At 34.5% G+C, this 23,521-nt stretch carries 19 protein-coding genes and 2 pseudogenes; 13 read left to right on the top strand and 8 right to left on the bottom strand.

From position 1 onward, the window contains the following. Positions 1 to 350 precede the first annotated feature (350 nt). On the bottom strand, positions 351 to 725 hold the full coding sequence (locus tag ACW0TQ_RS19525) for a VOC family protein (protein WP_341173325.1): 375 nt from the start codon (positions 723 to 725) through the stop codon (positions 351 to 353). Positions 726 to 754: 29 nt separating this feature from the next. Beyond that, positions 755 to 877, bottom strand: coding sequence for a hypothetical protein (locus tag ACW0TQ_RS19520; RefSeq protein ID WP_455725936.1), 123 nt, complete (start codon positions 875 to 877; stop codon positions 755 to 757). On the opposite strand from ACW0TQ_RS19520, the gene ACW0TQ_RS19515 reads away from it, so the two are divergent. Together ACW0TQ_RS19515 and ACW0TQ_RS19510 are read left to right on the top strand one after the other, a co-directional pair. Continuing rightward, positions 866 to 2,110, top strand: a complete 1,245-nt coding sequence (locus tag ACW0TQ_RS19515; RefSeq protein ID WP_455725935.1) for a glycoside hydrolase family 1 protein — start codon at positions 866 to 868, stop codon at positions 2,108 to 2,110. The two genes, ACW0TQ_RS19520 and ACW0TQ_RS19515, sit on opposite strands and share 12 nt — an antisense overlap. Before the next feature lie 73 nt (positions 2,111 to 2,183). Further along, a complete protein-coding gene (locus ACW0TQ_RS19510) occupies positions 2,184 to 4,139 on the top strand; it encodes a BglG family transcription antiterminator (RefSeq protein WP_455725934.1) in 1,956 nt (651 codons plus the stop codon). 136 nt (positions 4,140 to 4,275) lie between these two features. Here ACW0TQ_RS19510 and ACW0TQ_RS19505 read toward each other — a convergent pair. The 3 genes and pseudogenes from ACW0TQ_RS19505 to tnpA all read right to left on the bottom strand — a co-directional run. Continuing rightward, positions 4,276 to 4,709, bottom strand: a pseudogene (locus ACW0TQ_RS19505) (transposase); the annotation flags it as partial. Between the two features lie 219 nt (positions 4,710 to 4,928). Beyond that, a pseudogene (locus ACW0TQ_RS19500) lies at positions 4,929 to 5,164 on the bottom strand (IS66 family transposase); the annotation flags it as partial. Next, on the bottom strand, positions 5,140 to 5,400 hold the full coding sequence (gene tnpA, locus ACW0TQ_RS19495) for an IS66 family insertion sequence element accessory protein TnpA (protein ID WP_417629147.1): 261 nt from the start codon (positions 5,398 to 5,400) through the stop codon (positions 5,140 to 5,142). The gene tnpA and the pseudogene ACW0TQ_RS19500, both read right to left, overlap by 25 nt. A 460-nt stretch (positions 5,401 to 5,860) precedes the next feature. On the opposite strand from tnpA, the gene ACW0TQ_RS19490 reads away from it, so the two are divergent. From ACW0TQ_RS19490 to ACW0TQ_RS19470, 5 genes are all read left to right on the top strand, one after another. After that, positions 5,861 to 7,153, top strand: coding sequence for an ABC transporter substrate-binding protein (locus ACW0TQ_RS19490; protein ID WP_256705151.1), 1,293 nt, complete (start codon positions 5,861 to 5,863; stop codon positions 7,151 to 7,153). Positions 7,154 to 7,231: 78 nt separating this feature from the next. Beyond that, entirely contained in the window at positions 7,232 to 8,146 is a 915-nt protein-coding gene (locus ACW0TQ_RS19485; RefSeq protein WP_289585023.1) for a carbohydrate ABC transporter permease, read from the top strand. Then, positions 8,136 to 8,960, top strand: coding sequence for a carbohydrate ABC transporter permease (locus tag ACW0TQ_RS19480; RefSeq protein WP_256705149.1), 825 nt, complete (start codon positions 8,136 to 8,138; stop codon positions 8,958 to 8,960). Before ACW0TQ_RS19485 ends, ACW0TQ_RS19480 begins: the two co-directional genes overlap by 11 nt. A 14-nt stretch (positions 8,961 to 8,974) precedes the next feature. Beyond that, positions 8,975 to 10,111, top strand: coding sequence for an ABC transporter ATP-binding protein (locus tag ACW0TQ_RS19475; protein WP_289585024.1), 1,137 nt, complete (start codon positions 8,975 to 8,977; stop codon positions 10,109 to 10,111). After that, the gene (locus ACW0TQ_RS19470; RefSeq protein ID WP_289585025.1) at positions 10,111 to 10,911 is read left to right on the top strand and encodes a sugar phosphate isomerase/epimerase family protein; all 801 of its coding nucleotides are present in this window, start codon (positions 10,111 to 10,113) and stop codon (positions 10,909 to 10,911) included. Before ACW0TQ_RS19475 ends, ACW0TQ_RS19470 begins: the two co-directional genes overlap by 1 nt. A 378-nt stretch (positions 10,912 to 11,289) precedes the next feature. Here ACW0TQ_RS19470 and ACW0TQ_RS19465 read toward each other — a convergent pair whose 3' ends face one another. The 3 genes from ACW0TQ_RS19465 to ACW0TQ_RS19455 all read right to left on the bottom strand — a co-directional run bounded on the left by ACW0TQ_RS19465 (position 11,290) and on the right by ACW0TQ_RS19455 (position 13,665). Beyond that, the gene (locus ACW0TQ_RS19465; RefSeq protein ID WP_354005222.1) at positions 11,290 to 11,619 is read right to left on the bottom strand and encodes a transposase domain-containing protein; all 330 of its coding nucleotides are present in this window, start codon (positions 11,617 to 11,619) and stop codon (positions 11,290 to 11,292) included. 20 nt (positions 11,620 to 11,639) lie between these two features. Continuing rightward, on the bottom strand, positions 11,640 to 12,491 hold the full coding sequence (locus ACW0TQ_RS19460; RefSeq protein WP_256705146.1) for a MurR/RpiR family transcriptional regulator: 852 nt from the start codon (positions 12,489 to 12,491) through the stop codon (positions 11,640 to 11,642). Positions 12,492 to 12,609: 118 nt separating this feature from the next. Further along, positions 12,610 to 13,665, bottom strand: coding sequence for an NAD/NADP octopine/nopaline dehydrogenase family protein (locus tag ACW0TQ_RS19455; protein WP_332094455.1), 1,056 nt, complete (start codon positions 13,663 to 13,665; stop codon positions 12,610 to 12,612). Positions 13,666 to 13,760: 95 nt separating this feature from the next. Between ACW0TQ_RS19455 and ACW0TQ_RS19450 the strand changes: the two genes are divergently transcribed. The 6 genes from ACW0TQ_RS19450 (at position 13,761) to ACW0TQ_RS19425 (ending at position 23,441) form a co-directional block, all read left to right on the top strand. Further along, positions 13,761 to 14,792 carry an ornithine cyclodeaminase family protein gene (locus tag ACW0TQ_RS19450; RefSeq protein ID WP_256705144.1) on the top strand — a complete coding sequence of 344 codons (1,032 nt, stop codon included), beginning with the start codon at positions 13,761 to 13,763 and terminating at the stop codon, positions 14,790 to 14,792. Between the two features lie 42 nt (positions 14,793 to 14,834). After that, positions 14,835 to 16,247, top strand: a complete 1,413-nt coding sequence (locus ACW0TQ_RS19445) for a sodium/glutamate symporter (RefSeq protein ID WP_256705143.1) — start codon at positions 14,835 to 14,837, stop codon at positions 16,245 to 16,247. A gap of 465 nt (positions 16,248 to 16,712) precedes the next feature. After that, positions 16,713 to 18,767, top strand: a complete 2,055-nt coding sequence (locus ACW0TQ_RS19440) for a hydantoinase/oxoprolinase family protein (protein ID WP_455725933.1) — start codon at positions 16,713 to 16,715, stop codon at positions 18,765 to 18,767. 4 nt (positions 18,768 to 18,771) lie between these two features. After that, positions 18,772 to 20,427 (top strand): hydantoinase B/oxoprolinase family protein, encoded by a 1,656-nt coding sequence (locus tag ACW0TQ_RS19435; protein WP_341173315.1) that lies wholly within the window; start codon positions 18,772 to 18,774, stop codon positions 20,425 to 20,427. 63 nt (positions 20,428 to 20,490) lie between these two features. Then, positions 20,491 to 21,468, top strand: coding sequence for a TAXI family TRAP transporter solute-binding subunit (locus tag ACW0TQ_RS19430; protein WP_289585027.1), 978 nt, complete (start codon positions 20,491 to 20,493; stop codon positions 21,466 to 21,468). 116 nt (positions 21,469 to 21,584) lie between these two features. Then, positions 21,585 to 23,441 carry a TRAP transporter permease gene (locus tag ACW0TQ_RS19425; protein WP_341173314.1) on the top strand — a complete coding sequence of 619 codons (1,857 nt, stop codon included), beginning with the start codon at positions 21,585 to 21,587 and terminating at the stop codon, positions 23,439 to 23,441. Positions 23,442 to 23,521 lie beyond the last annotated feature (80 nt).

Genomic DNA, 23,521 nt, shown 5'->3' with positions numbered 1-23,521 from the left:
AATATGTTAAATAATAGTCATGATATAATCCTTTATTGCATCTAGGTGTATTTTTTCAAATAGATAGTCTTACTAAACTAGCTATTAAGATAAAGAGAGTCACTGCATTTTGAGACAACATAATAGAAGTAAAAAAGAGTCTGTATGATTACGGCCAAGGAAATGTACCACTTGTGCCATCTTTTTTACCAGTGATTGCCACAGAACTTACCACCTGTTGCCACCGCATTTACCAATTGGGAGATTTAAGATAACGTAGGCTTTTGATGTTCAACAATCGCGCCCGATTGAGGCAGAATCAAAGAGTCCATATTTGCAATATCCAACGTTTTTATCAACATTGATTATGGCTAATCAGTCATAACTTCAAATAGGTAACCATCTAAATTGGTCCAAAACAACCCACGGGAAGCAAATGGGTGATCTGTGCGTCGATTTTCTGTTTCAAACGGGCTGTTCCCAAAGGCTACATTCCTTTTACGAAGTTGTTCATGAATCTGGTCAAAAGTATGTCCATCAACACTGAAAGCCAAATGCTGTTGTGGAGTATCATCCTCGATTGTCATAAAGAAAACAGAAAGATCGTCATTAACTTGCACTTCTGCAAACTTATTGTCTATCCCTTCATAAACATTAAGTTTTAGGCCCATATTCTCTGCAAATTCGTGTGCAGCTTTATCATTATTTTTAGCGAATACCACTGTGTGGTTAAGTGTAATTGTCAATTTAAAGTCTCCTTATATATTTTTAAAAATTATTGTCCATCTGATTTTTTCTCTTCGTCATCAACTATTTTCAAAAGCTCTGCCCCTGTTTTTTCGAGCAGGTTTTGTAGTTGTTCCTTCTTTTCGGGCTTTTCTATAGCTTGACGGCCCAAGGTTATTATCCTAAAAGGCATGGTATCGACTTTTACCATACGTATTATGACGATTTAGCGCTACTCGCTGAAATGGGATTTAAAAATTTTAGAACTTCCATTGATTGGACAAGAATCTTCCCTACAGGTGAGGAGGAAGAGCCGAATGAAGAAGGACTTAAATTCTACGATAAGCTGATTGATAGAATTATTGAATTAGGTATGGAACCAATTATTTCAATATTACACTATGAAACACCAATTAATATATCTTTAAAATATGGTGGTTGGCACAATCGGAAAGTGGCAGATTTGTTTTATAAATACGGTAAAGTAGTATTGGATCGTTATAAAGACAAAGTGAAATATTGGATTGTTATTAATCAAATTAATTTAGTTGGTTTTGAGCCATTTAATTCTACGGCGATACCTTACGATGCCGTTGATGATTATGAAGAAGCAACATTTCAAGCAATTCATAACCAATTTGTTGCCAGTGCAAAGTTGAAAAAATATGCTGAAGTTGTTAATCCTGAAATGCAGATTGGGACAATGGTTTCTGATGTAACTGTTTATCCAGCTTCATCTAAACCAGATGATGTTGAGCTGGCATTTAAGAAAAATCGTATGGAGTATTATTATACGGATGTGCAGTTTTTTGGAGAGTATCCTCAATATGCATTAAATTATTTTAAAGAGAATAATATTCATATCGATATAACTGAAGAAGATAAACAAATATTAAAAGAAAACACAATGGATTATTTAGCGATTTCTTATTACTATACAGACACAGCGGATGCTTCGAAAAATACACTGAAGCAAACATCAACAACTCCTAACCCTAATGTAGAATCAAGTCCATGGGGATGGGCAATTGATCCGCAGGGATTGTATATTTCTCTTTCAACTTACTGGGATCGTTATAAAAAACCGCTCATGATAGCTGAAAATGGTTTAGGTATGTACGATGAGATGGAAGATGGGAAGATTCATGATGATTACCGAATTGAATATCTTTCTGCTCATTTATCTGCCATGAAGGAAGCAATGTATGATGGAGCTGATATCTTTGCGTATTGTGCCTGGGGCCCAATTGACATTGTAAGTTGTTCATCTGCTCAAATGAATAAACGTTATGGGTTTATACATGTAGATTTGGATAACGAAGGTAAGGGTTCAGGAAAAAGGATGAAGAAAGATAGCTTTGACTGGTATAAAAAAGTGATTGAAACGAATGGAGCAGAGTTATAATAAATTGTAAAATAAAAGTAGGTTATTGTTTTCAATAATCTGCTTTTATTTAATTCAAGGAGATTGAATGAAAGTGAATAAAAAGCAGAGAGAATTATTGGATATATTGAGCGAAAAAAATGATGAGTGGGTTAATTCTAAAGATCTGGCAGAATACTTTAATTGTTCAACTCGAACAATTAGAAACTATGTTTCAACAATTAACAGCGAATTATCACATGTAATTGAATCAAGTAATATTGGTTATAAACTTAATAAAAATGCTCTGCACAAAGATCAACAGAATTTAAGTGAATCGAAGTTAAAACTCAATGACCGTAAATCAAGAATATTCTTAGAAATGCTTAAAAATTCATCTAGTGGAATTGATTTGTTTGAACTAAGTGAAAAACTATTTATTTCAGAATCGACGTTAAAAAATGATATTCAAGAGTTGAAACAAAGTCTTCCATCACAAACTCTTAAAATTACAATTAAAGGTGATTTAGTAAAACTTGAAGGATCGGAGCATTCAAAAAGAAAATATATGGTAGATCTATTATATGATGAGGGTAATTCTGTTTATGATGAACTAAAATCAAGTATTGAACAAATGATAGAAGATATATCTTTAGATGAGATTAAGAATATTATTCGCTCTACCTTATCAAACCTTAATATATTTATTAATCAGTACTCTCTTAATAACATTGTCTTACATTTTGCAATCAGCATGGAGAGAATTCGGCAAGGATACATTTTAACAGAAAATGATCAAGACATATTAAAAGATAATTTGGATAAACAAGAACTCACATTGACAAACGAAATAACGAAAGTTTTAGCTAGAAAGTATGGTATTCATTTTCCAGAATCAGAGATATATAAATTAGCTTTACAATTTGTTGGATTATATGATAAGTCATTAATTGAAAACAATAATGAACAACAGGTAGAAGCTTATGTTGATAGTACCATTTTATCCGTATTAAGAGATGTACTGCGCAGAGCGGAAGATATATATTTAATTGACTTTGAGGATAATGATTTTATCAATAAGTTAGCCATACATTTACAAGGATTATTCTATAGATCACAGTTTCAAAAATTTAATAGAAATAGTAATTTGCTTGATATTAAAATCAGCTACCCAATTATTTATGATATATCAGTTTATATTGCTTCATTAATTCAGGAAAAAATTGATATTACATTTAATGAAGATGAGATTTCGTTCATCGCGCTTCATATAGGTTCTCTCCTTGAAAAAGAAAAGGCTATTGATAAGAATTATATTAGGGTATTATTGATTGCTAATGATTACCATGGTATAAGAGACCAAATAACAAAAAAAATAAAAAATCGTTTAGGGTCTTCTGTGCAAATTCAATCAGTCTCTGATTATAATGATAATCAATTCTTTCATTATGATTTATTAGTAACGACGGACAGGAAAGTGGCGACTACTTATGAAGGTTCTGTGTTTATTAAGCCATTTCTTACAGATAGAGATTTAATTAAAATTGAAAAACGAGTTGATGTAAAGAAAAAACAACATCAGAAAGTTTTAATAGATAAGCTTATAAAAAGATTCTTTAGTGAAAGCCTTTACTTTAATCAAATTGATCCTTCAGGATTGATGGTTTCAGATATCATAAAACATATGAATCAAATGATGATAGCAGAAGGATATGTTGGTGAGAACTTTTATTATAGTGTGCAGCGGAGAGAGAAGATGTCTCCAACAAGTTTTCCATCGGGAATTGCTGTGCCTCATTCCGTTGAGCTGGATGCACTAAAGAGCGGGATATCCATATTAACATTACAGGAACCAATCATATGGTCTGATCAAGAAATTAAAGTAGTTGCACTGGTTGCGATTAATAAGAAGGAATCAAAAAAGTTTAATAAATTTTTTGAGCTCTTTATTGAAATTGTATCCGAATCATACAATGTTGAACAACTAAGAAAATCGGAAAATTGTGATGAATTTATTACAAAGCTTAAAATGATGGCAGATGAATTGATTGATAAGAACATTTTAATTTAAAAAATGAGGGTGAGGATAAAAATAAAACCAACTGTTATCGGGCAGCCTTTCCTTTAGTGTCAAATTAATATTATTTTAGTAGGGAGACTCTCCAATAAATGTTTAAATTATCTGTTCATGCACTACGTAAAACCTACGTGATTTTAAAACTTCCATATCTTTTTTTGGATGCGATAAATATACGTTTGATTTGAGCTATCAGTTTTTTTTGCGTTTGGATTGATCGCTGACAAGGCGATCAATCCACTCATAATAGCCGCTCTTGGAAACACCTGACACATCTTCTTTACACGAAATTCGTGACGGTGTCGTTGGATAAATACATAGATTATTCCGGCTTATTGGCGAAGATGGACCATAGCCTTTTTTAGAATAGCTACCATCTTTTCCAAATCACGAATTCGTTTACCTTTGTTTATCCAGCTTGATTATCAGGACTGCGATTCCTACAAAGCTGTTCTCTTGGTACGCTTTATACTTCGTTCCCCATTTTTACAGCGTCTATGGAACTAAAGCTAATTCTCTTGCGACTTCGGCTGCTTACCTTCCATGTTCCACTACCAGTTTCACTGCGTATAATTACCATCCTAGTTCGATGAAAGCTGTAGAAGTAACCCCGATAGATGGTAAATACGCACTATTTAATAGAACTCGAATTGGATGGTTCATAATATCTGTCATCATTTGACACCGAACTCCCCAAAATGGATACGTCTGATAAAGAAAAAGTTAGCTCACCTCTTACCTTGGTCACCGACACTTCCTGAGGAATGTCGCATTCCCAATCCATCCGTTTTCCTCGGCTGTCTCTACAACACTATAGATAATGGCACTAGCTTTAGCTAATTTAGCGGTATTGCTAAATAACCAGTTTTTTTGCGACCGATCACGAATGGTTTGATCAATCGCTCTCCCCGGTTGTTATCTATTTCGAGACGACCATCCTTCATAAATGCTTCTAAATGATCCCATTGGTTACGACAATATTTAATAGCCTGACTTAGGGCATTTTTAGGCAGTACACGTGCTGTTTGTCGCAAAGCCATATCCGTACCAGGGCGTACTTCGACAGAAAGAGTGTCAAAATAGATGAATACAGGCGCTGACTGGAGAGGATAAACGGAATCATTCCTCCATATGGACTGGTGTCCATTATTCTTTCATCATGTGTAGGCGCAACATCTTTTTCATACTTTCGAATCCAATAATACATTTGACTCGCTTTAATACCTTGTTCTCGACACCATGCGGCAACTTGCATTTCACTAGCTTTCTATGCATCTTATCTTGTTTTCCATTTTATTCTTTTTTCTTTGTCATCGTATAACCTCTGAATTATTTTCTATGAAGATTATCTCATGCGTGATTTATAACTTATAGGTGGGAGGGATTTAACGCTTACTTTTAAATTAATTTAAAAGAAGATTAATAATTGTTTACAATACCTTTATTCCTTATTAATAATTGAACGTTACAATCAGTAGTGAAAATGAAATAAACAATCTGTGCAGCCAGTTGTGTAGTCTAAAAACATATAGATAGAGTTATTAATAGTATACATAATACATTTTGATTCGTTTTTAATGGCTAAGTGTTAATTAATTGGCGAGCAAATGGAGGGGATTTCTTGTTAATCTTTGTTAAAAATATGGTGCTTTAAGTCAAATAAGAACTTATCTCTTTTGGAAGGAATACAAAACAAAATGAACGGAGGAAAGTAAATGAAACGGTGGTTGCAGATAGCTTTATTTATCATTCTTATATCTTTCCTTACTGCATGTAATAGTGAAGCTGCAGGAAATGAAAGTAACGAAGATGGAAAAACAGTTATTGAGTATTGGCATGTTAACGCGGAAACACAAGGAGGACAAACTGTCGCAGAGCTTGTGGAAGAATTTAATGCCCAAAGTGATACTGTAGAGGTTGTCGCTAAATATAATCCGGATATGTATAAAGGCTTGATGCAGAATATGCAAGCTGAAGCTGCTGCAGGTAATTCTCCAGCTGTTGTACAAATCGGGTGGGCTTTTATGGATTATTTCTCTGAAAATTTCGAGTATATACCTCCGCAACATGTAATTGAGGAACATTTTCCAGATGACGCAACATTTTTGGAAGATCATTTCCTGCCAAATGTAATGGATCTTGCGAAGAATTCAGATGGAGAACAGGTTGGTATTCCTTATTCTCTCAGTACACCCGTTTTGTATATTAATAAAGATATGCTAAGAGAAGCAGGACTGGATGAAGATGGTCCACAGACATGGGAAGAGGTAAAGGAATTTTCTAAAGTGATTAAGGAGGAAACAGGAAATTACGGACTTTATTTTCAAGAACCTGCTGATAACTGGGCAACACAAGCCTTACTTGAAAGTAATGGGGCATCGTTTATTGAGGATGGCCAAGCAGCATTTGCATCCGAAGAAGGAATCGAAGCATATCAGTTCCTTACAGATATGATTGTAGAAGATGAGACGGCATTGCATATAGGCTGGGATCAGGGTGTGCAGAGCTTTATTGATGGGAGTGTAGCAATGACTTATACAACGATTGCGCAGCGCTCCAATATTCAGGATAATGCACAGTTTGATGTCGCAGCAGTAGAATCACCTGCATGGGAAGGAAAGGAAGTAAGGCTTCCTGCTGGAGGAGCGATGCTGGCTATTACTGCTCAAGAGGAAGAGGAACAAAAAGCTGCGTGGGAGTTTATGAGTTATCTATATAGCGTAGAAGCAATGGCTGAATGGACGAAAGGGACAGGCTATGTACCGCCACGCCATGATGTAGCGGAAGCAGAAAATGGGTTAAAAACTTATTTAGAAGAAAATGAAATGATGACTCCTGCAATCAATCAGATGGATGGGGTGGTTCCTTGGGCTTCTTTCCCTGGTAATGCTGGATTACAAGCAGAGCAAATGCTGCTTGACTTGCGGGAACAGCTATTAGAAGGGAGCATTTCTCCAGAAGAAGGATTGAAAACAACACAAGATGAAATCAATGCTTTACTGCCATAACTATGTAAAAGGGCTTCGGAAGAGGGGCAACCTTCTTCCGATTTCTTTAAAAACTGAAGTAAGTGGAGGAACAATAAAATGAGTTCGTTAACTGTGGCAAAGGGAAAACTGCATATTAACAGAGAGAATGCGTTTGGTTACTTATTGCTCATCCCTTCTATTATTATTTTTGCTGTTTTTACTTTTTGGCCATTTATCTACACCATATATTTAAGTTTTTTTGAATGGAATATGATTAGTCCCACTAAAGAGTTTGTTGGGTTAAAAAACTATACGGAAGTTCTTAGCGATCCAAGGACCTATCGTATCTTAGGAAATACGTTCCTCTACATTGTATTACTGTTAATCGTTAATTGCGTCATTCCATATATTTTTGCATTTGTGATTGATCTTGTACTGCGTAAATATAAAAACTTTTATAAAGGTGCCTTGTTTTTACCAGCATTTATTTCGCTTGTAGTAGGCTCTATTTTATTCACTTGGATATTAAATCCGGTTTCAGGTCCTGTAGCTATTTTATTTAACTGGTTTGGTTTGGAAATTCCTAATTGGACAAAGGCAGAAGGCTGGATCATTGTTGTGTTGAGTTTGATTACATCCTGGAAGGTTTTTGGATACAATTTCATCCTTTTATATGCATCCATTAATGGGATATCCAGAGAAATCATTGAAGCAGCAAGGATGGATAACGTTTCGCTCGTACGTATATTCTTCCAAATTATTTTGCCGATGAGTAGTGCAACAGGGATATATGTATTTATTATCACCATTGTTCAGAGCTTGCAATATGTGTTTACCCCCGTAAAAGTTATTTCACAAGGCGGTCCGGATTACGCGAGTTCTAATTTGATTTATCATGCTTACCATGAAGCTTTTGTTGTTTATCGTACAGGGCATTCAGCAGCTATATCTATTATTACCATGGCGTTATTTTTATTACTGCTGTTTCTTGAATTTAGATATGTAGAGCGGGGGATTTATTATGAAAATTAATCGGCGTGTAGAAAATGTTTGGCATATTATTTTCATAATAACGATCCTGATTATGATTTTACCAGTTATCTATGCGGTTGGGATGTCTTTTAAACCATTACAGGATGCGTATAATAACGTTCTAAATATCATTCCAATCCATGCCACTTTGGAAAATTATATAACGTTATTTGATACGTTGCCGATTTTTCAAATTACATGGAATACATTTGTAGTTGCTACAGTTGCTACCATTTTTAAATTAGTTACCGCCTTTTTAGCAGCGTATGCTTTTGTTTATTTTTCGTTTAAAGGAAAAGAGATCCTGTATTTTCTATTAATTGGTACCATTTTTATACCTTTTACCGTAACGATGATACCAAACTATCTAATCATTTCAAATTTAGGAATGCTTGATAATGTTTGGGGGGTTATTCTTCCACAGTTGGCAGATGCCGTGGGGATTTTCCTGATTCGCCAATCGATGAAAAATATTCCCCTTTCTCTGATTGAAGTATCGAGGCTGGATAATATGAGCCATGGAAGAATTATGAAAGATATTGTATTGCCCCTCGTGCGTCCAGCTGTCACTTCGGTAGGTATTTGGTTCTTTATTAGTACATGGAATGAGTTTGTATGGCCTGTGCTTATTTTAAAGACAACAGAGAATTTTACGTTGCCTTTAGCGTTGCAAATGTTCATTAGCTCTGAAGGTGGAACTAATTTCACCGTTGCAATGGCCGTATCCGTGATTACAATGATTATTCCACTTATTTTATATTTGTCATTCCAAAAGTATATTATTGGAACGTTTACGTCATCTGGTATTAAGTAATGGAGGGGAATGTAGTGAAGGAAATAAAATTTGAGAATGTAAGGAAGGTATATGCTGACACAGAAGTAGTAAAGGATTTGAATTTTACGGTGAGAGAAGGAGAACGATTAATCTTGCTCGGTCCTTCTGGATGCGGGAAGTCAACTATATTAAGAATGATTGCTGGGCTGGAAGAAATAACGTCAGGAAATTTATATATGAATGGACAAAGGGTAAACGATACGCCAAGTGGAAAACGAAATGTTTCAATGGTATTCCAAAATTACGCTTTATATCCGCATATGACCGTGAAACAGAATATTATGTATGCCTTGAAAGTCAAAAAGGTTGAAAAGAAAGAAATAAAACGGCGGCTTGATTTTGTACTGGAAATGCTCCAACTGAAAGGGTATGAAAATCGTTTGCCAAAACAGCTTTCAGGTGGGCAACGACAACGGGTAGCGCTGGCTCGTGCAACGGTGAATAGAAGTGATTTTTTCCTTCTGGATGAACCATTATCTAATTTAGATGCGCAGCTTCGGGTTTCTGCACGTAAGGAGCTGATGAAAATTCATGAAATGTTTGGCCAGACCATTGTTTATGTAACACATGATCAGATAGAAGCAACCACATTTGCTGATCGGATTGTGCTGATGTACAACGGGGAATTACAAATGATCGATACACCTGATAATGTATATCATCGGCCTGCTAATGTATTTACTGCTAAATTTATTGGTTCTCCACCAGCAAATATTTTGAATATAGAATATGACCATGGCGCAGTCAATATAGGGAGTCAATCTTTCTTACTAAATGAGATGTGGAAACAGTATGTGAACCAGACAGGAACGAATCAGCTACTATTCGGTATTCGACCAGAACATATTGAATTATCACCTGTATTTTCTCAAAAAGGAGTTCGGGGCCAAGTGAAATATATTGAAAATCAGGGGAATAACTATGGTGTATATATAAATGTGGAAGGACAGGAAATTATCGCAATGAGTGAGAGTAAGAATTGGACACAAGGCCAGAATGTATATGTTTGTCCTGTTATGGAGAAAATTCATTTCTTTGATAAAGACACGAAAAGAAATATTGGTTATCCCCAAGGGTTAGAAATGGAAGATGATAACACATATTCTAATGAGAGAAAGGTGAATGTATAATGAATAATCAAATCACATACTCCGATTTAATTTTATTGAATGAGGATATTCTAACAAACGCTCATGAATTGATTGATTGTGGGGCGGATAAGATTGAATTGATGATGGATGGACATGCTTGGAATGATATGGAAGATATTTTTGAAGTACTGGCAGAAGAATTAAGAAAACTTCCTGTCGATTTTAGTGTTCATCCTCCAGCGTGGGATATTAATTTAACAAGTGAAAATAAAGCTGTTAGAAAGACGGCATTTGATGAATATAAAAAAGCAATTGAATTTGCCGGAATGATTGGTGCGAAACATGTAGTGATTCATCCAGGGTTTTGCTTTTCTCCAGTTTTTGATAAAAAGCAGGCACAACAGCGATCTGCTGCATATATCAAACAATTATGTGATATTGCCAAACCTTTGGATGTGCATCTTGCTGTTGAAAATGTCGGTTATCAAGGGAGCGCTCTTTTTAGCGAAGAGGAATTTGGTCATTTTCTAGACGAGATAGATGATACAGCGGGCTATTTAATTGATATTGGACATGCCCAGTTGGATAATTGGAATATACCTAAAGTTATCCATACTGTAAAAGGTAGATTATTAGGGCTTCATATTCACGATAATTTTGGAGAAGCAGATGAACATCTCCCAATTGGAAAGGGAAAAATCAATTGGGATGACATTTTAGATGCTTTAAATGATATTCATCCAGACTGTGAATTGATTTTAGAATATGCACCAGGAACACCTTTAGAACATCTTCGTCATGGGAAGGCATTTTTGAAACAAAAACATATTGTAGGTTAAAAAGAAAACAGAATATAAAAGGCGAATGATAAACGAAGAAGGTATTATTATTCGCTTTTTTATATAAGCTAATAAGATGATATTCTTGTTACTTATTGATATCATGATAACCCTAACAATGCCAATTTTGCCTCCGTATATTGATGAAAAACTTATGTTTAAAAGGAAGTTAAATGAAAATATTGGAAATTATGTAATTTGGTATACATCCCCTTTAATTTTACGGGGTATCCTGCATTGACAATGCCATCTGGAATGAAAGAAGATGACTTGTCAGTGGAATTTCAGATGATTGCGGTAAGCGGGAAATAATATGATGCAATGATAAATAGCCCTAAAAGGAGTAAACTTTTCGTAAAGAAGCTCCTTTTAAGGCTGTTATGCTCGTTTTATATGTTTGAAAAGTGGCTTCACTTTGGCTTGGATATAAGCACTCCACGGAAAATAGTTTTCCCATTGTTCCGAATGAAAAATATCAAGCTGAGGAAGTTCTGTAAATAAAACGGTTAAGTATTCAAATGGATTAATTCCATTTTCTTTAGCTGTTTGGATGATACAATACCCAATGGTGTTCGCTGGAGCTCCAGCCATCCTGGTAGAAAAATACCAGTTTTTGCGTCCGAAGGTGACGGCCCGAATGAAACGACCTGCGAGATTATTACTTATGAAAAGGCGTCCGTTTGTTAAAAAGCGTTGAAGAGATATCAACGCTAAGAAAAGTATTTTGTTTATTCTGTTATGCCAAATCGTTCATTAAATAATTTAGTGTCCTCAATATACTTCAATAATTCGCTTTTATTATTTTCAGTAATTAAATAAATAAGTATATCAATGATAAAAACTGTCCCCAGATGTGAATTAGAATAAGAATAGGAATGGATACTAGTTAATAATAAAAGGTCTGCATTTTGTCCAATATTATGGGATCGTGAATTTGTAATTGCAACTTGAGGAATTGCTTTTTCTTTTAGAAAGTCACTGTATAATCGCATTCTTTTAGAATATGAAGGAATAGATATAAAGATTACTAAATCATCTTTTGTTAAACCTCGTATATAATCTAACGCTTCTACAGATTCTCCGTCTATGAGGTTGGACTTAGAAAATACTTCATTTAAATGAACATTTAACATAGCAGCTGGACCGTAAGAATTTTGTCTTGCTAGTATCAAAATCTTTTTTGCATCTACTATTTTATTCATGAAATTAACAAATGTATCCAATGAATTTTTATTAAATACTTCGTCGATATTTTTAATTGATTTATTATATATCTTTAAAAGATCTTTATTATGATTTTTAAAATCTACTTTGTCATTATTAATAATTTCATCTTTTGGATTTGCGAGTCTAGATTTAAGGATTACCTGTAATTCTTTCTGAAATTGGGGGAAGCCCGAATAGCCCAAATCCTGAGAAAATCGAACAACAACTGATTCACTAACGTCAGCACTTCTAGCAACTTTTGAAGCAGGCAAAAAAGCTGCCTCTAGCCAGTTATCCAGGATATAATATGCTACTCTTTTTTTCGCGCCACTTAAAGTATCTAAGGAATTTTGTATTTTCTCAAACAATGACATATTTCTCTCTCCAGTTAGTTTATGATTTTGAATTTCTTTTCTATTTAACCATATCATAATTTGAATAAGTATTGATTAATAAATTAAAATTATTCGATAGTTAAGATTAATAAATGCTTTATTTAGTAGGTGTGGTGCGTAAAGAATTTAATTTCATATGTTCTATTCGCCTTCCATTACAAATAAAGTCATAATTATATAACTTTGATGCTGTATTGACAATAGAATCGATTAAAGGGGTTTTTATGTTAGCTAACTTTGCAAGCTCCCTCATAGGTACCAAGCTCATTGGTATATCCTCCATAACATACCTTGAATGAATATCAGTTGGAGCAGAAATATCTTTATAACTGTTATTCAATTGAATTGCCTCATACAATGTTTTTCCGTTAACTTCGTAATTAAAGTTAACCCATTCTTTTGCAGATTGGATATCCAAGCCAAATCCTTGTGCTATAGTCAATCTCTCTTTATCAAGTGATTCCAATAATTTGGAAATTGATGGCGTGATACCTTCATGGTAATACTTAAAATTCTCTTTACATTCTATTCTTGTTAAATTAAATAAAAATGGCACAGGATGAAAAATAGCTCCTATATTGCTCAGACTAGTTGTTATAACGCTTTCGCTATTATGGAAATAAGGAAGATAATTATTTACCTGATCCGTTATTTTCTGGGACATGGATGTAGGGATTGAGGCAAGGCCTACACTTTTCTTTACTCCATGAATTTTTATTTCTGTTGGATTATCTTTTCTAGCAGCAAATAGCATTGTTTCTGCCTCAGCGATTATATTTTCTTTTCTTTTTGAAGTAAAAATATTTTTAAATTCTAATGCGCCTCCAGTCCTGCCGGGATGCAATACAACAATTTGATTCTCTATAATAGTTTCTGATAACTCTATTGCAATTGAATGATGGGCAAAAGCAGGAACTACAACAAATATAAAATTCATGTCAATAAGAGTTTCTTTTAGGTTATTTGATACGAAATTAAACCTAAGTTTTTTTGTTCTCCCATTTGAAATCATTGTTATCTCGTTATTGTTTTCTTGAATAGGATTGATAGCGCTATCAAATTTATCATATAAATTAACTTTTATACCCCTTTCAATTAATTTTGCACCAAAAGCAAGACCGCCATTTCCAGCCCCTATAATGAGAACTCCCATTCTTCTTTTCCTCCTTTGCAAAAAATATTGTTGCTTAGCAAGAATAATTGTGATAATTTAAATTATATATTAATTCTGAAAAGGAGGAAAGTATTTTGAAAACAAATTTATTAATTTTAAACCAAGAAGAAGTTAAAAGAAGTGGTGGTGAGGACATATCTCTTGCTATTAAAACGATGGAAGAAGTTTTTTCATTGCATCAAAAAGGAGAGTATGTACTACCAAATAAAAATGTATTGCGTTGGGGGGATATAGAAACGGAGACTACAAGAGGCAGAATAAATTCAATGCCAGCAGCAATCGAAGGAGATTTTAATTCAGTAGGTATAAAATGGATTTCCAGTTCGCCAACAAATCCTGATAAATATGGGTTGCCAAGAGCATCTGGGATTATAATATTAAATGATTATGAGACATTATTTCCTAAGGCAATTATGGATGGAATGTTGCTAAGTGCAATGAGGACTGGAGCAAATTCAGGGGTAGCCGCTAAACATTTAGCAAAGAAAAATTCTAAAGTATTAGGTTTAATTGGAGCTGGGGCGCAAAATAAAACACAGCTTTTAGCAATGAAACATGTTTTAGAAGATTTATCTGAAGTAAAAATAAATGACTTAAATATTGAACGTGCAAAGCAATTTGCAGAGGAAATGAGTGAAAAAACTAATTTACCAATAACTGTAGTTAATACAGCTGAAGAAGCTGTTAGAGGATCAGATGTATTTATAACAGCTACTGTTTCAAAGGTTCCGATAGTGAAATATGAATGGATTGAAAAAGGAGCATTATATTTACATGTAGGAAGTCATGAATGTGAATTTGAAGTTATAGATAAAGCAGATAAGATTGTTGTAGATGATTGGGAAGAACTTAAGCATCGAGGAGTAGAATCTATTTCTATTATGTATGCAGAAGGAAAGTTTGAAGAAAATAAAATACATGCTCAACTGGGTGAGGTGGTTAATGCCGTAAAATCATCAAGGACAAGTGATGAGGAATTTATTTATTTTAATAGTGTTGGAATGGGTATTCAGGATGTAGCGTTAGCATCTGTGATTTATGAGAAAGCAATACAAGAAAATATAGGTACTAATTTTGATATGTGGGGAAACCCTACTTTGGTGTGAATTTGTAAGGGTTTACATTAGTTGTGAGAGGGAGGGAAAAGGATGATACCAACAGAAGCTATAACGTCAGAAAATCTTAATAGCTTATTATTTTATTTTACAGTTATGGGGCTGCTATTAGTATTAGCTATATTCGTAAGATTAAAGATAAAAATATTTAAAAAGTATTTTATTCCAGCATCATTAATAGCAGGGATTTTGGGTTTGTTTTTAGGTCCTTACGGTGCTAAATTGTTTTCGGAAGAAATGGTTAGCACATGGGGAGCATTAGCAGGAATATTGATATCAGTTGTTTTTGCTCCAATGCTTATTGGAATGAAAAAAGAGAAACAAGATGGTACAGGGAAATTGGTTGCAAGACATTTAATATATAGCTATACGGGTAGTTTATTACAAATATCCATCCCATTGATAGTAGCTTCATTAATTTTAATTCCATTATTTGATTTAAATGAAATGTTTGCTTCGATAATTGAAGTAGGATGGGCTGGCGGTCATGGAACAGCAGCCGGTATGATTGAAGTATATAATGATCTGGGATGGACTGATGGAGCATCATTAGGCGTTACGGCGGCTACTTTTGGAATCATAATAGGTATAATTTCGGGAGTAATAATGATAAACCATGGTGTAAGAAAAGGATACACTTCGATTATAAAAAAATCGGAAGAATTGAGTGGAAGTAACGACAGTGATGTAATACCAATAAAAGCTCAAAAGTCAAACTCTGTAAATACTTTAAACCCGGATTTAGTAGAGAGTTTTGCTTTTCATGCAGGTCTTATTTCAATTGCAATTCTTATTGGATGGTTTATCCAACAAACAATTGCCTTATATATTCCTGGTATACCTCTTTTCCCTCTTGCAATGATTGGAGGACTTATAGTTAATTTAGTTATTTCAAAAACGAAGTATGTCGATATGATAGACGTTAATACCCTGAATAGAATTCAGGGTATCGCATTAGATTTTTTAGTGTTAGGAGCAGTAGCTTCCATTCAAATTCCAATTGTATTAGAGTTTGCTGTGCCGTTAGCAATTATAACAATTATAACGGTGGCTGTTATGATTTGGTACTTTTATTTTCTTGGAAAAAGATTTTTTCCTAAAGATTGGTTTGAAAATTCGATAGTACATTATGGAGCATATTCCGGAGTGACAGCTATTGGTTTAATGTTATTAAGAACCGTAGACCCAGAAATGAAAACGGATGCTGCTAAAGGTTTTGCATTAAGAGCTCCATTTTATAGTCCGATCTTAGGCGGGGGATTAATAACTTCTATCATTCCAGTGCTCATGTTAAATAGCAGCTCATTAATAATAGGGGTATCGGCTTTAGGTATATTAGTATTGTTACTTGTTGTGAGTAAATTATTTGGATTATTTGAAAAACCTCAATCTCCTCAATCTAATGAGGAAAAAGTATCTTCTCAATCAAAGAGAGATATTGTCTAACTATATAACTGATATAGGGCGTGAATGGATATGGTATAAGCTATAGAGATGAAAATATTTAAGTATACGCGCGTTTACTTTACAAGATAATCTTTTTAAGATAATAAGTTAGTAGTTTGGGGCTAGAAAGTACGGTGAAGGAACAGTGATATAAAGAATCATTTTACACAATAGCAACATTTAGTGTTGTTAAGCAATATATATTGTTGTATTATGAACTGTAACATATTAACTCAATGAAGTTGGGGAGTACAAACAGCAATGTGTTTATCTATATAGGCAGCGTTGATTAAGGGATTTAAGATGTAATCAACTCTTATATATCACTAAGCTAAAGAGACAAATAGAAGCCAAAAAGGGAACCTACTAGAAAAACTTATTATTAATTAACGTAAATCTGGTTATTTTTAAAAAAATATATTGTTAGCGTTTACAATCGATGAGTATAAAAGAGGAGGAAGAATTTTGGGATATAGAATAGGAATAGATGTAGGAGGAACTTTTACTGATGTTTGTATTTTTGATGAACAGTCTGGAAAAATATTAATCTATAAGCTATCTTCTACAAATAAAGACCCCTCTACGGCTATTATAGATGGTATTAATACAATTATGGAAGAAAACAATTTATTAAAAAGTGATATTAATTATCTTGTTCATGGAACAACAGTAGGGACGAATGCTGCGATTCAAAGGACAGGTACTAAAACTGGTTTATTAACTACATCAGGCTTTCGAGACATCGTAGAAATTGCTCGACAAACGCGACCATCTTTATATGATTTGACAGAAGATAAACCAGAACAGCTTATTAAAAGAAGGCTCCGGAAAGAAGTGGATGAGAGAATACTGCATGATGGAAGTATTTATAAAAAAATTGATGTCGAGGAAGCTAAAAAAACTGTGACTGAGCTAATAGAAGAGGGTATAGAGTCTATCGCGGTTTGTTTTTTACATTCTTATATAAACCCTGAACATGAAAAAGTTATTAAAAATATTATCAATGAAACGTACCCCAATGTATTTGTGTCAATATCTAGCGAAGTATTACCCGAGTATAGAGAGTATGAACGTTTAAGCACAACCATTCTTAACAGTTATATAGGTCCAGTTGTTAGTGATTATATTAATAGATTTGAAAATAATTTAAAAAATAATGGGATAGATGTAAATCCTTATATTAGTCAATCAAGTGGTGGAACGATGTCTACTTCCACAACGAAAAAAAATCCGGTACGTACTGCTTTATCAGGTCCTAGTGCTGGGGTTTCTGGCGCTATTTATGTCTCCGAGTTAGCTGGTTTTGAAAATATTATTACATTAGATATGGGAGGGACAAGTACCGATGTTTGTTTGATTCAAGATTTAAAGGCTAATAGTGCTACTGGCAAAAAAGTGGCTGGTTTTCCAGTAAACTTACCTATGATAGATATTCATGCGGTAGGTGCAGGAGGCGGAAGTATTGCTTGGATTGATAGTGGTGGAGTACTTAAAGTTGGTCCACACAGCGCCGGGGCTGAGCCAGGTCCTGTAAGTTATGGATTGGGTGGTGAAGAGCCTACAGTAACTGACGCAAATATACTATTGAGAAGATTAAATCCTAAAGAAATATTAGGCGGGAAAATGAAGGTCGACTCAGCAGGAGCTCATCAAGCTGTAGATAATAAATTAGCCAAACCGCTAAATATGGAAAATAATGAGGTTGCTCAAGGAATAATTAAAGTAATTAATTCAAATATCATGAGGGCTGTTCGAGTTGTTTCAGTTGAACGTGGACATAATCCTAGAGACTTTACGTTGGTGGCATATGGCGGGGCTGGGCCATTACATGCGGTTGATGTTGCAAGAGAGCTCGGTATGAAAACAGTTTTAATACCAGAAAGTCCCGGGATTTTATGCGCTCTCGGATTATTAGTTGCAGATTTAAAAATGGATTATGTACAAACAAAAATAATGATGGCTGATTCAACCAACTTAAATGATATTCAAATAGAATTAAAAAAACTAGATAGTAAAGCCGGTAAATGGTTTGAAAAAGAAAACATTGAAGAAAGCCATAGAATTGTTAACCGTTCATTAAACATGCGTTATAAAGGACAGAATTATGAATTATCGGTTCAACTTACAGGTGAACTCGAGAACGAAGCTCAACTTAATCAAATAATTGATCGTTTTCATAAGACCCATGAAAAAAGATATGGTTATGCAAATTATAAGGAAGAAGTTCAAATCGTAAATTTTCGAACGGTCGTTTCAGCTGAAAAAAAGAAAGTCTCTTTGAAAAAATATAAAACGGATTCAGAGTCAGGAAAGGGCATAGTAGACAAAAGGAATGTTTATTTTGAGGAGTGCGATGGATATGTAGAAACAAATATATATGACCGAAATTTAATTGGTGTTGGTGAAGAAATACAAGGGCCATGTATTATTGAACAGCTTGATTCAACGATTGTTGTTCCACCCAATGTCACTGCCAAAATGGATGAATATAGAAATATTATTCTAAATATAGGAGGTTAGAAGATTGGGTAAAAAAACTATAGATCCGATTATGATTGAAGTATTAAGTAATGCTTTACTTTCCGTCGCAGAAGAAATGGGGGTTACATTAGTAAAAACATCGTATTCTACTAATATTAAAGAGAGGAAAGATTCCTCTACAGCTATTTTTAATGAAAAAGGTGAAACTATTGCCCAGGCTGCAGCAATACCTATTCATCTTGGCTCTATGCTGGGCATTTGTAAAGAAATTCTAAAGAAATTTGATTTGGAGGATATTCATCCTGGAGATATGTTTATTGCAAACGATCCATATAATGGCGGGGGCACTCATCTTCCGGATATAACTATCGCAGAGCCTGTATTTAGTAATGGTAAGATAATAGCCTTTGTCGCTAATATAGCGCATCATTCTGACGTTGGAGGAATGGTTGCTGGAAGCTCTTCTGGTAATTGTACAAGCATTTTCCAAGAAGGTATTCGTATTCCGCCAGTTAAGTTAATTGAGAGAGGGGAGTTATCTCAATCTATTATTGATATGATTTTACTAAATTGCAGGATCCCCAAAGAAAGACTTGGAGATATAAAAGCTCAAATTGCTTCTAACAAATTAGGGAGTAAGAGAGTTAATGAACTTGTAACTAGATATGGGTTGGATGAATACCAAAGTAGTTTAGATGAATTATTATTATACACGGAAAGAAAGGTAAAAGAAGGTATTAAGAAAATACCTAATGGAACATATGAATTTATAGATTATTTAGATGACGATGGGATAAATTTAAATACTAAGATTCCTATTAAAGTTAGAATTATTGTCGATAATGAATTCATTCATTTGGATTTTACAGGAACAAGCAAACAGGTCACAGGAGGAATTAATGTTGTATATACAGCGTTATTAGCTACTATTTACTATGCGTTAAAGGTAGTGATTGATCCAACTATTCCTTCAAATTCAGGATACTATGGAGCAATAAAAGTTACAGCTCCGGAAGGAACAATCGTTAACGCTGTTTCACCTGCTCCTGTTGGTGGAAGAACAGATGCTTGTCAAAGAATTGTTGATGTTATCTTTGGAGCTCTCTCCGAAGCGGTGCCTGAGAAAGTTGTAGCTGGTTGTAATAGTGCTGTTACAACAGTATTATTTTCAGGATATGATAATGAAAGAGATAAATATTTTGTTTATCCAGAGTCAATAGGAGGAGGGTTAGGCGCGAGGCATAATAAAGATGGTTTAGATGGAGTCCACGTGCATGTTACGAATTCATCTAATCTTCCTATAGAATCTATGGAAATGGAATATCCTTTACTTCTTGATAAATTTGAATTACGAAACGATTCAGGTGGTGCAGGTAAATTCAGGGGCGGTCTTGGAATTAGAAGGGACTATAAAGTACTGAATGATGTTGATTTTGCCACTCATGGTGATAGGCAAGTCATTCCTCCCTGGGGGCTATTTGGAGGCAGAGAAGGGCAATGTGGAGAGTTTGTTATTAATCCAGATACTAAAAACGAGAAGAAATTAGAAACTGGCAAGGTTTCTGATGTCTCTTTAAAATCTGGAGATATTTTGAGTGTACGAACTCCAGGTTCTGGCGGTTATGGAAATCCGGAAGAAAGGGATAAGGAATTGCAGGCAGAAGATGCTTTAGAGGGGAAAGTCACTAATGATGTTTAGAAAATTGTTAATATGCAGATAACCCTAATAAAAACTACTTTAAATCAATTTGGAGGTAAGTGAATGAAGCGGATAATTTTATTAATTATTACTATATCCTTAACCCTAATTGTTGCTAGCTGTTCTAATGATTCTGAAGGTTCTTCAGGTATGTCAAATAATTTATCGATTGCTGCAGGTACAATAGGGGGAGGCTTTCATTCTGGTGCAACTGCTGTCTCTAGTGTTATTAATGATAATATCGAAGGAGTTCAGGCAAATGTCGAGGTCACTGGGTCATCTGTAAATAATGTTGAACTTTTACAAGCTGGTGAAGTAGACCTTGCTTTTTCTTCAACCGAAGTTGCATGGGAGGCTTATCATGGTAAATTTACCTTTGAAGGAAATTCTCATGAAAAATTAAGAACTCTTTTGCCCGGATGGCCGGGGGTATGGATGTTTGTCACTTTGGAAGGAAACGGAATTGATTCTATACATGATTTGAATGGAAAAAGTTATAGTTCTGGTCCAAAAGGGAGTGGTAATGAAGTATTCGCAAGTAGGGTATTTAATACCTTTGGGATTAAACCAGATATACAAAACTTACCGACCTCTGATGCAGCGGATGCTTTAAAGGATGGTCTTATAGATGGTTTTTCAATAGCGTGGCCTTCAGAAGCAATTACTGAATTAGAAACTAGTGAAGAGGTGAAGATTGTTACTTTATCTGAGGAAGAAAATGAAGCATTTTTAGAGGAAAATCCCCCTTATCCTATTTTATCTATTCCTCCAGATGTTTATAATGCAGTACCTGATGGTAGAGAGGCGCTTGGATTATACAATTTATTGCTAGTTAGTCAAGATATATCTGAAGAGCAAGTATATAATCTTCTAGAAACTATCTATGAAAATGAGTCACAAATTGAGCAAACATGGCCACAGATGGCAAGTGGTATGTTATATGAAAACGTAGAAGAAACTACAATTCCATATCATCCTGGAGCAGTTAAGTACTTTGAAGACCAAGGCATAGAAATTCCTGAAGACTTGAAACCGGAATAAATAAAAGATAAGTAAAAGGTTCCTCTCTTTTAGAAGGAGGAACCTTAATATAATTTGATTAAAGTATTATAAGGGGTATTTTACTACTAAAATATGTGAACAGGTGGTGAAAGAGCTTGAATTTTATAATTAAGGTAATAGGAATTTCCTTGCCAATTTTAATTGTGTGGTCATTAAATTTTAATCCTTTATCGCCAAGTCTTTTCCGACCATTAATTATCCTTTTGTCTGCTGTATTAATTTTTGGAATATTTAAATCTAAATATCGTTGGCTTGATATTTCTTTAATGATAATATCAGTTGTTACTTTTTGCTATGCTATTCAAGAAGTCGAGGGAATATTAGGAAGGGGAGGAATTCATACAACAACTTTAAATTTAATATTTGGAACATTAGCTATTTTGTTAGTTTTGGAGATAACCCGCAGAACGGTAGGAATCGCTCTTCCGATAGTAACAATAGCATTTCTTTTATATGCTCTATTTGGTGAATTCATACCGGGAAATCTAGGTCATGGTGGATATTCTTATAACAGAATCATTACTACTCTGTTTACTTATGATGGTATGTTCGGTACCCCAATCGCAGTAACGGTAACATTTGTGGCGATGTTTATCGTATTTGCAGCAATTTTAAATTTAACCGGTGTAGGAGATGTATTCTTAAATCTGTCCAAATCTGTAGCTGGCAGTTATCGAGGAGGACCAGCAAAAATGGCAACAATTGCTAGCGGTTTGTTTGGAAGTATATCCGGAAGTGCAGTTGCAAATGTAGCAGCAACTGGATCTCTAACAATTCCTATGATGAAAAGATTGGGTTATAGTAAGACATATTCAGGTGCAATAGAAGCAGCAGCATCAACTGGTGGTCAATTTATGCCACCTGTAATGGCAGCAGGCGCCTTTCTTATGGCGGAAATTTTAGGTGTTCCGTATTTAGAGGTAATGTATGCGGCCTTGATTCCATCGATTATATTTTTTGTTACTATTTGGTTTTCTATAGATTTTCGTTCCGCTAAGCTAGGATTGAAAGGGCTGTCTAAAGATGAAATTCCGAGTTGGAGAAAACTTTTAATAAATAGCGGTTATCTATTAACTCCGCTTGTTATTTTAATAATTATGTTGGTAGTCTTTCAGTATTCACCAATTAGAGCAGCATTTTATTCCTTAATCAGTTCAATAATTTTAAGTTTTATTAAGAAGGAGACAAGACCTAACTTAAAAACTTTAGGTAATTCTCTTTTTGAAGCTTCAAAAGGACTTATTAGTATCGTTGCTCCGGTAGCTGCAGCCGGATTAGTGATTGGGGTCATAGGTTTAACAGGACTAGGTGGCAAAGTTGCGAGTTTGGTTATTGGTATGTCTGGCGAGAGTATTTTGCTGGCTCTTGTATTATCAATGATTACAGCCATCATTTTTGGTATGGGATTACCTACTACCGTATCCTATTTATTAGTAGTATCCATTCTAGCACCTGTTTTATCAGAATTAGGAGTAATTCCAATAGCAGCTCACTTGTTTATCTTTTATTTTGCTAGTTTATCTGGAATTACTCCACCAGTAGGATTAGCAGCATTTACTGGAGCAAATATTGCTGGATCACCTCCTATTAGAACAGCGTTTATGGCTAGTAGATTGGCTATTGCTGCATTCATACTGCCGTTCCTGTTCGTATTTAATAATTCATTACTGATGATGGGGAACTGGTTTGATATTATACTTAGTGCTATTACCGCAATCATTTCAGTAATGGCTTTAGCTGCAGCTTTAGAAGGTTGGTTTATAACTAATCTCAACGTATGGGAGAGAATCTTTTTACTAATGGTTGCATTTTTGCTTATTTACCCATCTTATGTAACAGATATTTTAGGGGTCCTTGCGATCTTAGGAGTGTTTTTATATAAGAAGAATCATAATAAACAAAAGAAGGAAGATATTGGTGAGATAGATGATTCTTATTCTGTGAATAAATAAGATAGAATATTATAATTTGGGGATAAGCTATAGTTAATAGTTTCGCTTCAACGATAAATATTTTCTTTAAGGAGCTTAAT

This window comes from Oceanobacillus sp. M60 (assembly GCF_053839645.1).
This window is presented reverse-complemented; position numbering and strand designations above follow the sequence as displayed.